The 14130-nt window shown below is 71.4% G+C and carries 12 protein-coding genes; 5 read left to right on the plus strand and 7 right to left on the minus strand.

The genetic code is table 11. The features are described 5' to 3' along the window. Positions 1-219 precede the first annotated feature (219 nt). A complete protein-coding gene (locus AB0L00_RS39560) occupies positions 220-1425 on the plus strand; it encodes a cytochrome P450 (protein WP_364442720.1) in 1206 nt (401 codons plus the stop codon). An 81-nt stretch (positions 1426-1506) separates the two neighbouring features. Here the strand turns inward: AB0L00_RS39560 and AB0L00_RS39565 are convergent, their stop codons facing one another. The 3 genes from AB0L00_RS39565 to AB0L00_RS39575 all read right to left on the minus strand — a co-directional run bounded on the left by AB0L00_RS39565 (position 1507) and on the right by AB0L00_RS39575 (position 4603). Beyond that, positions 1507-2559 carry an LLM class flavin-dependent oxidoreductase gene (locus AB0L00_RS39565; protein WP_364442721.1) on the minus strand — a complete coding sequence of 351 codons (1053 nt, stop codon included), beginning with the start codon at positions 2557-2559 and terminating at the stop codon, positions 1507-1509. A gap of 70 nt (positions 2560-2629) precedes the next feature. Next, the gene (locus tag AB0L00_RS39570) at positions 2630-3313 is read right to left on the minus strand and encodes a class I SAM-dependent methyltransferase (protein WP_364442722.1); all 684 of its coding nucleotides are present in this window, start codon (positions 3311-3313) and stop codon (positions 2630-2632) included. Between the two features lie 258 nt (positions 3314-3571). After that, the gene (locus tag AB0L00_RS39575; protein WP_364442723.1) at positions 3572-4603 is read right to left on the minus strand and encodes a hypothetical protein; all 1032 of its coding nucleotides are present in this window, start codon (positions 4601-4603) and stop codon (positions 3572-3574) included. Positions 4604-4902: 299 nt separating this feature from the next. Here AB0L00_RS39575 and AB0L00_RS39580 point away from each other — a divergent pair, with 299 nt between their 5' ends. Continuing rightward, a complete protein-coding gene (locus AB0L00_RS39580) occupies positions 4903-6006 on the plus strand; it encodes a methyltransferase (protein WP_364442724.1) in 1104 nt (367 codons plus the stop codon). Between the two features lie 172 nt (positions 6007-6178). Continuing rightward, positions 6179-6559, plus strand: a complete 381-nt coding sequence (locus AB0L00_RS39585; RefSeq protein WP_364442726.1) for an acyl carrier protein — start codon at positions 6179-6181, stop codon at positions 6557-6559. A 231-nt stretch (positions 6560-6790) separates the two neighbouring features. Here the strand turns inward: AB0L00_RS39585 and aroF are convergent, their stop codons facing one another. The 4 genes from aroF to AB0L00_RS39605 all read right to left on the minus strand — a co-directional run bounded on the left by aroF (position 6791) and on the right by AB0L00_RS39605 (position 11959). Then, positions 6791-7801 (minus strand): 3-deoxy-7-phosphoheptulonate synthase, encoded by a 1011-nt coding sequence (aroF, locus tag AB0L00_RS39590; RefSeq protein WP_364442727.1) that lies wholly within the window; start codon positions 7799-7801, stop codon positions 6791-6793. A gap of 14 nt (positions 7802-7815) precedes the next feature. Further along, entirely contained in the window at positions 7816-9168 is a 1353-nt protein-coding gene (locus AB0L00_RS39595) for a salicylate synthase (RefSeq protein ID WP_364442728.1), read from the minus strand. 1 nt (position 9169) lies between these two features. After that, positions 9170-10777, minus strand: a complete 1608-nt coding sequence (locus tag AB0L00_RS39600) for an AMP-binding protein (protein WP_364442730.1) — start codon at positions 10775-10777, stop codon at positions 9170-9172. 144 nt (positions 10778-10921) lie between these two features. Further along, the gene (locus tag AB0L00_RS39605; protein ID WP_364442732.1) at positions 10922-11959 is read right to left on the minus strand and encodes a methyltransferase; all 1038 of its coding nucleotides are present in this window, start codon (positions 11957-11959) and stop codon (positions 10922-10924) included. A gap of 277 nt (positions 11960-12236) precedes the next feature. Between AB0L00_RS39605 and AB0L00_RS39610 the strand changes: the two genes are divergently transcribed. Both AB0L00_RS39610 and AB0L00_RS39615 read left to right on the plus strand, forming a co-directional pair. Beyond that, positions 12237-12692, plus strand: a complete 456-nt coding sequence (locus AB0L00_RS39610; RefSeq protein ID WP_364442734.1) for a DUF1772 domain-containing protein — start codon at positions 12237-12239, stop codon at positions 12690-12692. A 193-nt stretch (positions 12693-12885) separates the two neighbouring features. Further along, a complete protein-coding gene (locus AB0L00_RS39615) occupies positions 12886-14037 on the plus strand; it encodes a nucleotide disphospho-sugar-binding domain-containing protein (RefSeq protein ID WP_364442736.1) in 1152 nt (383 codons plus the stop codon). Positions 14038-14130: the final 93 nt, after the last annotated feature.

A 14130-nucleotide genomic window follows, 5' to 3' on the forward strand; every position in this document is an offset into this window, starting at 1 on the left:
GCCGCGCGAGGAGACGTGTCCCTTGACCGTGCATTGATCTTCGAGCGCGCCGAGAAGTCAAGATCACACACTTGTTCGCAACATTCGGCGTCGTCGGCGCCGTAGGCGTTCCCTCGGTGGGCTCTCGTCGTGCGCGCGGTCGATGGCCGGCCGATCCGTCTCGAACCGACGATCCCACGGCACCGCACCGGTGCCACGCGAAGAAGGATGGTGCCTGTTGTGACCACACTCCTCCCCGACCCGATGACACTGCCGGCGAAGCGAAGCTGCCCGTTCGATCCGCCGGACGAGTACGCGTGGCTGCTCGCCGAGCGGCCGATCAGCCGGCTCCAGCTTCCGGGTGGGCAGATCGGCTGGCTGGTGACACGGTATGAGGACGTTCGTGCGACGCTGGCCGACCAGCGGTTCAGCCCGCCGCTCGTCCAGGTGACCCCCGCGGCCGAACTCCCGCTCCCGAACGAGGAACTGGTCGTGCCCCCGGGGACGTTCCCCGCCCTCGACCCGCCCGAGCACAGCCGGTACCGCCGGCTGGTGAGCCCCTACTTCACCCGTAAGGCGATGCGGGAGCTGACGCCGCGGATCCGGGAGATCGTCGATGAGCACCTGAGCGCGTTCATCGCTCAGGGCGACCGGGCCGACCTGGTCACCGGCTTCGCCGGTCCGATGGCCTCGTCGGTGATCGGCGAGATGGTGGGGGTGCCGGTCGCCGACCGCCCGGCCTTCCAGCGGCAGGTCGCGACGCTGCTGTCGCTCAGCGCCGGGGTCGACGAGCTGCGCGACGCCCGCGTCGGCCTCTACGGGAGCATGGCCGAACTCGTCGCGGCCAAGCGCCGCCGGCCGGGCGACGACATCATCAGCCGCCTGCTCCAGGGTGAGACGCGGATCAGCGACACCGAGGTGGTCAACATCGCGGCGCTGCTGTTGCTCACCGGGCTGGAGACGACCGCCGGGATGGTGGGCCTGGGCGCTTTCGTCCTCCTTCAGCACCCCGGCCAGCTGGCGGACCTGAAGGCGGACGAGACGCTCATCGACGGCGCGATCGAGGAGTTGCTGCGTTACCTGAGCATCGTGCAGTTCGGCGTGACCCGCAAGGCGAAGGAGGACCTTGAGATCGGTGGCCAGGTGATCCGCGCCGGTGAGACCGTGATCGCCTCGATCGCGGCCGCCAACCGTGACCCGCGATTCCTCTGCGATCCGGACCGGCTGGACATCCACCGCTCGGGAACGCCTCACATCGCCTTCGGCCACGGGGTGCACCAGTGCCTCGGCGCCCACCTCGCCCGGACGGAGATGAAGGTCGCGCTGACCGCGCTCTTCCGCCGGCTGCCGACGTTGCGTCTCGCGGTGCCGGCCGAGGAGATCCCGATGGCCGACGACACGGTTCTCTACTGTGTGCACTCCCTCCCGGTCGTCTGGGACGACTGATCGGCCTCGGCCGGTGGCCCGACCTGGCCCGGCCGCTCATGATCACAAGCGGCCGGGCCGTCGTCGTGGCACCCGGACGACCTACGCCAAGGTGGGGCCCCGCACGTCGGCCGACGACTCCGCCACGGCGGGCGCACGGAGGGCCCCCGCCCGGGCGAACCGCCGGAGTGTCCCCGCCGGGTCGAGGTGGGACGGAAGCGTGGCGAGGACACAGGACACGCCGATCGCCTCGAGCCGCTTCAGATGCGCCTCGGTCTCGGCCACGTCACCCACCGTCGCGCCGATGCCCGCGGCCAGGTCGACCAGTCCCAGCCGCTCGAGCAGCCGCACGTTCTTCCCCCCGACGACGAAGTCGGAGGGGTCGTACCGGCGCTCCATCTCCTCCACCGCGCCGAGGAGAGCGGGCGGGAGCTTCGCGCGCATGTGCGCCGGCCGCAGCCGCCAGCCCGCGATCGAGGCGAGGGACGGTCCGATCGCCGCGATCGCCTGCGCGCGGTCGTCCTCGATCGAGGCGAACGTGAACCCCCAGATGTCGATCGCGTCGGGGTCCCGCCCGGCCTCCGTCGCGGCGGCCCGGACGATCGCGATCTTCTCCTCGACGTGTTCGACGGACATCCCGACCGCCATGATCACGCCATCGGCGATCTCCCCGGCCTGTTGCAGGCTCTTGGGATGGTCCGCGGCGATGAAGATCGGCACCGCGTAGCTTCGGCCCAGGGGCTCGGTGTGGTACCCGTCGACGTACGCGCTCCCGCCGTTCAGGATCGCGCGGACGGCCGTGACGAACTCGCGCACCTCCTGCCGGGTCGACCCCTTGGTCCGGCCGAGGGCGCGCATGGCGCTGCCGCCGTTCCCGACGCCGAGGACGACGCGCCCGCCCGTCAGCTCATGCAACGAGGAGACGCCGCACGCGGTGATGGTCGGATGGCGGATGATCGGTGTGGTGACCGTCGTCGCCAGGGTGGCGTTCCGGACCTCCTGCGCCGCCGTCGCCATGGAGACGAACAGCTCCTGGGCCCGGAACGGTGAGTCGCCGACCCCGAGCACGTCGTAGCCGAGCTCGTCCGCCAGGCGCATCAGGCCGCGGAACGCCGGCAGGTCCTCAGTCCATTCGATGATCGCGCCAAGCCTCACGAGCCGCACCGTCCCCCGCGTCTTCGCCTGCCGCTGCCGTACGTCGTCATGTGCGTTCCCCTCCTGGTCACTAGCCGGCGGTGGCCTGGAAGAGCGCGACGGTCCCCCGCATCAGCACGCGGTACTTCGGGAAGTAGCGCGCGAGCTGGCGCTCGAGTCCGGCCTGGTCGTCGCCCTGGTTCTGGAAGTTGCCGCGCTCGTGCTGGGCGACCATCAGATGGGCCGTCAGCCGGTTCATGGGGACGCCTTCGCAGAGCACCGTGGTGCCGAAGAAGGTGCCGCCGGGCCGGAGAACCTCGGCGACGTGCTTCAGGATCACGCCCTTCTTCTCCCAGCCGCCCGGGATGGTGTGGAAGACGAGGCTCATCGCGGCCGAGTCGAAGTGCCCGCCCGGGAGCGGCAGCGGGTTCATCAGGTTGGCCTGGCAGGTCTTGGGGTTGTACCGGGCGAGCCGCTCGGATGAGGCCCGGAGGCATTCCTCGTTGAGGTCGAGGAGGGTGATCTCCGGATTCGGGGTCGGGAAACGGCAGTGATCGACGAAGTAACCGGTGCCGGGCCCGATGTCGAGGTGCCGGTTCCCGACCGAGGCGTTGTAGAGCCGGCGCATGTGCCGGGCCGGGCAGCGCCAGACCAGCGAGCAGAACAGCCCGATGACCAGCTTGTCGTAGATCTGGAGATTGCGCGGCGTGTACGCCTCTTGCGCGTGGACGATCCGCGGGTCCAGTTCCGCGGATTCGGTGGGCTCGGTCGTCATGTTCGGGTCTCCGTTCTTCCCTGGCGGCGATTCCCTGGTGATCCGTGCCTTGGTGGAACGGCGGTGGAGCCGTTCCGTCCCGGGCCCGTGGCGAGCGGGCGACGGCGGCGCACGCGCCACCGGGTCCGGCCGGCCGGCGCCGTTGGCGGCCGGCGGGACCCGGCAGGCCGGAGGGTCCCGGGCCTGCCGGCGGCGGCCCTCTTCGCCGCCGCCCTTCTCAGCGGGCGCGGTCCGGAGACCGGCGCGCCGGCGTCCTCGTCAGCCGACGGTCGTACGGCGCCGGACGGCCGGCGTCTCGCTCAGGTACCGGTGAATGATCTGCGCCGCCTGCCGGTTGCCCTCGTCCGTGAGGATCCCGTTCGTGAGGAAGCAGGTCCCGACGAACTCGTCCGCCTTCATCTCGAAGAACTCGACTCCGAGCTGCTCGCAGCCCGCGGCGAGCATGGCGGCGAACGGGTCGAGGTGCTCTTCCAGGACCTCGTTGGGAACCCCCCAGGAGGACTTCTGGAAGTCGTAGTGCGTCAGCTCCTCGGGCGTGAGGTCACGCGTACGGGGGGACGCCCACGGCTGGAGGCAGAAGACGATCCTGGTACGGGGGTCGGCGGCCCGGGCGAGGAAGGTGAGGTCGCGCAGCTGGACCCTGGCGGCCGTCTCGACCCGAGCGCCGATCGTCGACAGGTCGGTCTCCTCCTCGGGCGGCCCGGAGGTCGCGGCCTCGAAGTCCTCGGGCATCCGCCCGGAGGCGAGCTCGGCCAGGTCGAACAGGGGCACCTGGGTCAGCTTCGCGTACGTCCCCTCGTAGAGGATCGGGCCGAACACGCTGCCCGGCGACCTGCGCGTGCGCATCACCGCCATGTAGTTGCCGAACCCGCTGAACAGGACCACCGTCGAGGCGGCGTGCAGGTACGGAATGGCGGCGATCAGCTCCTGCAGGGAGTTGGCCGCGATCACCGCGAGGTTCAGCCATCTCCGGCCGGTCAGGGTCGCGAGCTGGGACGCCGGGGTGGCGCCGTCCGAGCCGGCCGCCATGCCGAAGGCCACCGAGCTGCCGAGCAGCAGGTCTCCCCCGCCCGCCTCCAGCCAGCTCTCGCTGCCGACCGGGCCGAACGGCGAGTCGGAGATCCGGAAGCCCTCTCCGTCGGTGTTGATCACGGCCGAGCGGTGTCCCGGGGGAAGGGTGAAGCCCAGGTGGGGATGCGGGTACAGGTCGATCCCCATCTGCTCGAACAGCACTCCCCCACGCTGCCTCCGCGAGTGAGCCTCGTGATCGTCCTTGGCTGAGGTGCCCATGGTGTCGCTCCCGTCCCGAGCCGGCCAACCCTTGCGGTATCGCGGTGTCGAAGACTCGCAGGCGGCGTTCAAGCCCCGCTCGCGGACCGCTATATCCCGGATGCCGGCCGTATCCGGGTGACGGCGCCGCGGCCGGGACGTGGCCGCGACGGCGGGCGACCGGCGAGGCGCGCACGGCTCCCGCCTCCGCCCCGGGCCGTGCGCCGCCCTCGGGGGCAGCCGCCCCAACGCTCTTCAAGCCGCGCTCGAAAGCGACCATCTGCACTGTACGGGGAGACATCTCTACCAAGGAGAGCCGTATGCCCAGGTCCACCACCTCATCGCCGGCACTCAACTCGCAGGCGGCACTCGTCCCCATGCTGGGTTTCGCCGTCTTCCAGATCGCGGCCGCGACGGCTCGCCTGGGCGTTCCCGACGCGATCGGAGACGGCGCGGCGACGGCCGAGGAGCTCGCCGCCACGACCGGCGCCGACCCCGCCGCGCTGTTCCGCCTGCTGCGGGCGGCGGCCGCCGTCGGCCTGCTGACCATGTCCGACGGCAAGAAGTTCGAACTGACGGAGATGGGCGGGATGTTCCGCACTGACTCGCCGGTCGAGGCGAACAGCCTGATGCTGCTGAACTCCGCCGCGCCGATCTGGAAGGCGTGGGGCGGCCTCGCGGACGCCGTACGGGCCGGTGAGACGGCCTTCGACCAGGCGTACGGCGTCGGCATCTTCGACCATCTGGAGCGAGAGCCCGAACTCGCCAGGCTGTTCCACGCCGCCATGGCGTCCGGAACGCGGAGCCAGATCCCCCAGCTGGCCCGGCACTACAGCTTCCCCGACGCCGAGCACATCATCGACATCGGCGGCGGCAACGGCACGCACATCGCGGCCGTCCTCGAGGCGAACCCGCGGGCCCGCGGCACGGTGTTCGACACCGCCAGCGGGATCAGCGCCGCACCCGAGGTCCTCGGCCGGGCCGGAGTCGCCGACCGCTGCGCGACCGTCGCCGGCGACTTCTTCGCGTCCGTTCCCGCCGGCGGGAACGTCTACCTGCTCAAGAACATCCTCGTCGACTGGGACGACGACTCCTGCGTACGGATCCTGCGCAACTGCCGGACCGCGATGACCGCGCGCGGGCGCGTCGTTGTCGTGACGACGCTCATGCCCGAGGACATCGGCACGCAGAGCGCGTCCGACGTGCTGCCGGCGTGCATCTTCGACATCTCGCTGATGGTCACGGTGAAGGGCCGGGAACGGACGCTCGCGGAGTACGAGCGGCTGTTCACCCAGGCGGGGCTCAGCCTCAGCAAGATCACGAGGGTCACCCCGGACTCCGCCGACCACACGACGTCGCTCTTCCACATCCTGGAGGCGGTGCCGGCCGCACACCCGCGTCAGGCGTCCGATGGGCGTGGCTGAGAGCCGTCGCGCGGGACGTCGCTGAGACCCGCTCTCCGTTCGAACCACGGCGATCCCCTCGGCCGCTCGAGCGCCCTCGCTCGAGCGTGGCCGGGGCCGGATCGCCGCGCTCGAGCGTGCCTTGAGCGCCGTCCCGGATGCTGCCGACGGACCTCTCGTCGCCGGAGGCAACGTGGCACGCACGACGGCGCCGGCCTCCGCCGGCGCGTCCCGTCGCCTCCGGCACGCCGGGCCCGTGAGCCAGCAGACCGCCCTCAGCCGCGAGAGAGAGGCCCCTGCCGTGCGCGTGTTCACCATGGAGGACCTGGTCGGCGTCCTGTACGAGTGCGCGCGCCCCGGGCAGCGGGCGGGCCTGAGCGGCGACATCGCCGACATTCCCCTCGCCGAGCTCGGATACGACTCGTTGGGGATACTCGAGGTCGCGGCGAGGATCGAACGGAGGCTCAACGTGCTGCTCGGCGATGACACCGTGGCGAGGACGGTGACCCCGGCGGACCTGGTCCGGCTCGTCAACGACGACATCGCGGCCGCCGAACGCGCGGCGCGGAAGTGAGACCTGGGCCAGGCGAAGCCGGACAGGAGGCAAGCCGGGCGGATCGGGCAGGAAGCAGGCTTGGCGGACCGGGCAGGAGGCAGGGCCGGCGGGACCGGCCGCTCACGCCGGCGTCAGACCGGCCACTCGGCGTCAGACCGGCCACTCGGCGTCAGACCGGCCACTCGGCGTCAGGCCGGCCGCTCGGTGTGACGGCGGCCGGTCTGACGGGCGGCTCGAGTGCCGGGCCGCTCAGGCGACGTGGCGACCCAGCACGGCCAGGACCCTCTCCAGATCGACCATCGTGCTCTTGAACTCCTCCGAGCTGAGGGCCTGGTCCGCGTCGCAGAGGGCGCTCGCCGGGTCATTGTGCACATCGACGATGACCCCGTCCGCGCCGGCCGCCGCGGCGGCCAGGGTCAGGGAGGGCACCATGAAGGCGCGTCCCGCGGAGTGACTGGGATCGACGATGATCGGCAGGTGGCTCAGCCGCTTCACGATCGGCACGGCCGCCAGGTCCAGGGTGAACCGCGACGCGGTCTCGAACGTACGGATGCCCCGCTCGCACAGCATCACCTGCGGGTTGCCGGCGTTCATCACGTACTCGGCCGCCAGCAGCCACTCCTGGATGGTCGCCGCCAGGCCGCGTTTGAGCAGCACCGGACGCCCGCACCGGCCCACCTCCCCGAGCAGCGCGTAGTTCTGCATGTTGCGCGCCCCGACCTGGACGACGTCGGCGTACTCCGCCACGGTCTCGACGTCCTTCGGCTGGATCGCCTCGGTCACCACGGGCAGGCCGGAGCGCAGCCGCTCCTCGGCGAGCAGCTCCAGGCCCCGCACGCCCAGCCCCTGGAAGCTGTACGGCGAGGTCCGGGGCTTGAACGCGCCGCCGCGGAGCATCGACGCCTTCGCCGAGGTGACGACCGCGGCCGTCGCGGCCAGTTGCTCGCGGCTCTCCACGGCGCACGGGCCGGCGATCACGAGGAAGGTGCCGTCGCCGATCCACCGGCCGCCCACCTCGATCATCGTGGACACGCTCTGGAACTTCCTGCCGCTGAGCGGGTGCGGGTCGGTGGAGCCGACGACCCTGGCCACGATCGGCAGTTGCCGGAGCCAGGTCTCGTCGATGTCCTGGGCCGTCTCGAGGATCAGCCACCGCCCCGGCCAGCGGACGATGTGCGGGCTGCCGCCCCGGCTCCTCAACAGGGCCGCCAGCTGTTCGGCGTCCTCGTGGTCGGCGTGGTCTACCAACTCGATGATCACTGTGCGCCTCGCCATCACAGCGTCGCGGGTGCGGTGTCGTGGGCGGCGGCCGGTACCAGGTGGGTGGCCACGCTGCGGAGCTTCTCGCAGGTCTCCTCGAACTCCCGCTCGGGGGTCGACTGCTCGACGATGCCCGCGCCGGCCCGCAGCCAGGTCCGGTCGCCCTGCTGGAAGGCCGTGCGGAGGACCAGCGCGGCGTCCAGGTCGCCCGCCGAGCTCAGGGTCAGGACGGCGCCGCCGTACAGCCCTCGTGGTTCCGTCTCGAGACGGTGGATGCACTCGTACGCGACGGTCTTGGGGATCCCGGAGGCCGTGATGGCCGGGAAGACGGTCCGGAAGGCGTCCCATGGGGTGTGACCGGGGGCGAGCCGTCCGGTGACCGTGGAACCGAGGTGCTGTACGGTGCCGCGCTCCTTGACCGCCATGAACTCTCCGACCGCGACGCTTCCCGGCTCGCACAGGACCGAGAGCTCGTCGTAGGCGACCTTGACGGAGATGCAGTGCTCGTAGATCTCCTTCGCGTCGCTGAGCAGGTCGGCCCGCAGTCGCGCGTTCTCGGCCGGGACGTCGGTCAGGGCCCGCGTTCCGGCCAGCGGCTGGGTGACGACGTGACCGTCGGCCTCCACCTCGACGACGGTCTCCGGGCTGAAGCCGACCGCGCGGAAGCCGTCCAGGTCGAAGAGGAAGGAGCGGGCCGGGTTGTTCCGCCGGCGGCCCTCGACGTACGTGCCGGCCAGGTCGACGCCGAAGTCGACGGGCACGAGCCGGGAGAGGATGACCTTCTGCAGCCTGCCGCCCCGGAACTCCTCGATGGCGGACCTGACCGCCCTGCGGTAGCCCTCACCCGAGGACGCCACGTCGAGCGTGGCGGGGCCGCCGGACGCCGGCGCGGAGCCGTGCTCCTGCTCGCTCACGAGGGCGGCCATCAGCAGCAGCTGACCGTCGTCGAGCGAGCGCACGACCGTCTGCTCCGCCGAGATGACGACCTCCGTCTCGGGGATGACGAGGTGGAGCAGCCGCTCGTCGCCGACGGCCTCGTTCCAGCCCGCCGTCGCGTAGGCGAGTTCGAAGGCGGTCCAGCCGTACGCGCGCCAAGCGGGGAAGGGCGCGTCGCGGAGCACGCGGGAGACCGTCTCGATGATGTCGCCGGCCGGGTGGAGCCGTTCCTCGCCGCCCCATCGGACCCGGACCTGGCTCGTGGTCGCCGTGATCTCCCCGGCGGCTCCGCACGCGAGCGCGACTGTGCCGTTCCGTTCGTAGAGCATGTAGTCGCGGCAGATTCCGCTCTGGGTAAGCCGTGCCGCCGTGGCGATCGGATCGTTAGCCGATACCACCGTTAGTTCGCGATATTCCCGGCTTGTCAGCATGCTAGGCCTTCTGTCTTTCCGCGAGCAGCACACGCAGTCGTTTCTTGTCGGGTTTCCCGATGTCGGTGAGCGGCAGCTCGTCGAAGAACTCGATCCGTTCCGGAAGTTTGTAGAGGGCGAAGCCCCGGTCCGCGAACTCCGCGCGGACCTCGGCGAGACCGGGTTCGGCGCCGGAACGCGTCACCGCGCAGACGCAGACCCGCTCCCCCACCTCGTCGTCCGGCACCCCGACGACCGCCGCCCGCGCGACCCACGGGAGGCCGTACAGGACGTCCTCCAGCTCCTGGGCGGAGACCTTCTCGCCGGCCCGGTTGATCAGGTCCTTCTTCCGGCCCTCCACGACGAGGTTGCCGCTCGGGTGCAGCCGGACGACGTCGCCGGTGCGGTACCAGCCGTCAGGGGTGAACGACTGCACGTTGTGCACACCGCCGCGGAAGTATCCCCGGGGGGTGTAGGGGCCGCGCGTCAGCAGCTCCCCCGGCAGCCCCTCCGGCACGTCGGCCCCGTCGTCGTCGACGATCCTGATCTCGTCGTCGGGGCACATCGGGCGCCCCTGGGTCTCCGCCACGACGTCCGGGGGGTCGTCCAGGCCGGTGTAGTTGATCAGCCCTTCGGCCATCCCGAAGACCTGCTGCAGCCGGCAGCCGAGCCGTGGCGTCACCCGGAGGGCGACCTCCGGCGCGAGCCGCGCGCCGCCCACCTGGACGAGCTCGAGGCTGGACAGGTCGTGCCGACCGGGTTCGTAGTACTCGAGCCAGCGCTGCACGACGGCGGGCACGGCCGAGGTGACCGTCACCCGCTCCCGCTCGATGGCGGCGAAGGCGGCACGGGGTTCCGGGCTCGGCAGGAGCACGACGCGACCGCCGACCATCAACGTGCCCAGGACACCGGGCGAGCCGAGCGGGAAGTTGTGCCCCACCGGCAACGCGGTGAGGTACACCGTCTCGGGGCCGAGGCCCGACACCTCGCCGCTGCGCCGGGCGTTGTACTCGTAGTCGTTGTGGGTCCGGGCGATCATCTTGGGCAGCCCGGTGGTCCCGCCCGACATGAGCATCAGGGCCACGTCGGTCGCCCGGGGGGCGAGGTCGTCGAGCAGCTTCCCGCGCGTCTGGGCGTCGCCCTCCGCGGAGAGCAGACCGTGCAGCCCGATCGCGCGGGGCGAGACGGGGTCGCCGACGACCAGGACATGGCGGAGATGCGGCAGCGAGTCCGTCAACCGCAGCGCCATGTCCTGGTAGTCGAACCTGCGCCAGACCGCGGGGACCACGATCGCCGCCGCCTCCACGTGCGCCGCCAGGTGGGTCAGCTCCCGCTCCCGGTAGGTGGGCAGTGCCATCACCGGCACCACGCCGACGCGGATCGCGGCGAGCGTGGTGACGACGAACTCCCAGCAGTTCTGGAGCTGGACGAGCATGGCGTCGCCGTCCCGCAGCCCGAGATCGACCAGGTTCACGGCGACCGTGTCGACGAGCGCGGCGAGCTCCGTGTAGGCGATCCGCCGGTCCCCGTCGACGAGAGCCGTGCGAGGGCCGTACCGGTCGGCCCACTCGCCCACCAGCGAGCCCAGCGCCACGCCCCGCCAGTAGCCCTTCGCGGTGTACTCCGCCATCAGAGACGGCGGCCACGGTACCTGCCCGTCACGTGCCATGTGTCCTCCAGAGTCGGCGAACCGCCATCCGTGCACCCGGTCGGCCACCTGGGGAAACGCGCGGCCGACCATGCCTTCCGGACGCAGGCGACGCCTGTCCGCGGCCTACTTGTAACCGACGACCAGGGCGTGGCTGAACTTCATCCCGTCGTAGCGCTCGACGCGCGAGAAGCCGGCCGCGCGGATGGCGGCCTCCATGTCGTTGGGCGAGTAGACCATGCCCTCACCGGAGGCCAGGGTGATGAAGTACGGCGACATGAAGCCGGCGGTCGCCGAACCGGTGCCCTCGTCGTTCGAGACGAAGTTGTAGACGAGGCAGGCGCCGCCCTCCGGAAGCGCGTCGTAGCACTTGCGGAGCATCTCGGTGTTCCGCTCGAGGGACCAGATCTCGAAGATGTGGAAGAACATGATCCCGTCGATCCCCTCGGGGAACGGGTCGTGCAGCATGTTGCCCGGGAAGGTGTGCACGCGCTTGCTCAGGTCGGCGTCGGCGGCGTTCCGCTCCGCGATCCCGATGACCTTCTCGTGGTCGAAGACCGTGACCTCGAGGTCCGTGTAGCGCTTGGCCAGCTCGATGCTGTTGGTGCCGTCACCGCCGCCGATGTCGACGACATGGTGCAGGGCCGAGAAGTCGAACCTGTCCATGACCTGCGAGAACGCCTTGTGAGAGGCGTCCCCCATGTTGTCGTAGAACACCTTCTGCAGCTCCGGGCGGGTCGTGAGGCGCTCGTACAGCGTCTCGCCCGGGCCGTCCAGGTGCCGGAGGCCGACGTTCGTGAACTGCCGGGTCGCCTCGGCGTAGTCCCCGAGCGTCGGGTTGATGATCTCCGCCTGGATGTCGACCAGCGGGCCGAGGAACTCCGGGCTGGACTTCAGCATCTTGCGACGGATGATGGCGCTGTTGACGTACTTGTCGCCGTCCTTCTTCAGCAGCTCGATCGAGCACAGGCCGAGGAGCAGGATCCGGGCCGGCTGGTATTCGACACCGAGGCTCTGCGCCGTCTCCTCGATGGTCATTCCACCGGCGTTCTCCAGCTTCTCGAAGAGGTCGAACTCGAGGCCCGTGCGCAGGAGCTCGAATGCCGTCGTGCCGTGGATGATGATCCGGAGGAACTCGGCGTCTTTGATCGTGATGTCGGCCACGTTCGGTTCCTTTCTCTGGCCCGGCCACCATCGTGGCGACGCGCTCTCGCGAGCCACTTGGTCCCGGCTCGAAGCGCCCGGCACCGGGGGCGCGCGCGAACCGCCGGGATCCATGAGCATGACCTCCGGCTCCGCCCTCGCACCGTCGAGTGGGCTCGTCGGCCGCGCGGGCCGCCGCCGCGCCCGGCGCTGGTCCAGTGGCCGTCGAGCGACGTTCCATGCCTCCACGGCACGGTGATGCACGTCCGTTGGTCGGCATCGATGTGAGGCGGTCACGTTGGTCACGAACATCCTCACCGCGCTGCTCGTACTGGGCAGCGGGACCGTCGCGGGCGTCATGTTCGCCGTCGCGGTGAGCACGCTCCCCGCGCTGCTGTCCATGCCGCCGGACCAGTACGTCGACGCCCACCGGGCGCTGGGCCGCAACTGGGACCCGACGATGCCGATCATCGTGCTGACCTCCACGATCATCGCGACCGTCCTGGCCTTCCTGGTGTCCGCCCCGGTGCCGCGCACGATGTTCGCCGTCTCCGCCGCCCTCCTGCTCGGAGTGGCCGGCGTCTCGCACCTGTGCAACGTGCCGATCAACCGTGCCGTGAAGGCGCTGGACTCGCGCGACATCCCGGCGGACTGGCCGGACCCGCGGCCGCTGTGGCGCAGATGGCACCTGCTGCGGACCGGCTTCGCCGTGACGGCGCTGACCGTGGTCGGGCTGACCGTCGCCTTCACGTGACGGTGCCCCGACCGACGCAGTCCCCGAGCGACGCCGTCCCCGAGTGACAGCGCCCCAGACCGGCGCCGTCCCCGAGTGACGGGCGCCGGCCCGCTCCAGGCCCGCTCGAGCCGCAGGGGCCGGTGACGCTCTCCCTCCGGAGGCTTGAGGCCGCCTAGAGCCGTCGCCCAGCGGCAGGTGGTGACATGGGCGGATGCGCGTGATCTTCACTACCTGGGCCTGGCCGTCACACCTGTACGCGATGGTTCCGCTCGCGTGGGCGTGCCGGGCGGCCGGCCATGACGTACTCGTGGCGACCCAGCCCGCACTCCTCGACACGGTGCGGCGCACGGGTCTGCCGGTGGTTCCGGTCGGACATGACGTGGACGCCCTGGCCGCGTTCCGGGACATCGCCCTGCCGCCGGCGGAACCGGCCGGCGGGGCAAGACCCCGAGGCGGACCGCGTGTCCTCGGGCTGTTCGCCGCCCTGGCGGAGTCGATGGTGGACGACCTCATCGCTCTCGGCCGGACCTGGCAGGCGGACCTGGTCGTGTACGAGCCGACCGCCATGGCGGGGCCGCTCGCGGCCGCCGCGCTGGGCGTCCCGGCGGTCCGGCACCTGTACGGGACCGATCTGCTGGGCGCCGCCGGTCCCTTCCTCGCCGAGGCGCTCGACCCGTTGCGCCGCAAGCTCGGGCTCGGTGACGTCGACCTGTCCGGGGTGGCGACCGTCGACCCCTGCCCCGCCGGGCTCCAGGTCCCCGTCGCCTCGCGGCGGGTGCCGATGCGTTACACGCCGTTCAACGGTCCGGGGACGTTCCCGCGGCCGTCGGCACGCTCCGGCCGCCCGCGCGTGTGCGTGACCTGGGGCACGACCCCGGCCCGGGTCGATCGCCGGCTCTTCCTCGCCGGGGAGGTGACACGGGCGATCGCCGGCCTCGACGTCGACGTGGTGGTGGCGGTGACCTCCGCGCAGCGTGAACTGCTCGGCGAACTGCCGCGCGAGGTCTGGGTCGTCGAGTCGGCGCCCCTGCACCTGCTGCTGCCCGAATGCGACCTGGTCGTCGGCCATGGCGGGGCGGGCACGATCCTGACCGCCGTCGCCAACGGTCTGCCGATGTTGCTCATCCCCTGCCTGCCCGACCACGTACGCCACGCGGCGCGGGCCGGGGAGGCCGGCGCGGCGGTCGTCCTGCCCGCCCGGTGCGACGACGCGGAGCCGATCCGGAATGGGCTCACCGAGCTGCTGGCGACCCCCGCGCACCACACCGCCGCGGAGCGGCTGCGCCGGGAGCTGGCCGAGCAGCCCACCCCCGCCCAGGTCGTCGGCGAGCTCGAGAGGCTCGTCGCGGCCCCCAGCGCCTGACCGGGTGCCGTACACGGCGCCGCGCCGGTGCACGGCTACTTCACGATGCCGCTCCTGGCGGGCGGGCGGCTCATCGGCCGCGCCGACCCGGCG

The sequence above is a fragment of the Actinoallomurus sp. NPDC052308 genome, assembly GCF_040679195.1.
Lineage (GTDB): Bacteria > Actinomycetota > Actinomycetes > Streptosporangiales > Streptosporangiaceae > Actinoallomurus > Actinoallomurus liliacearum.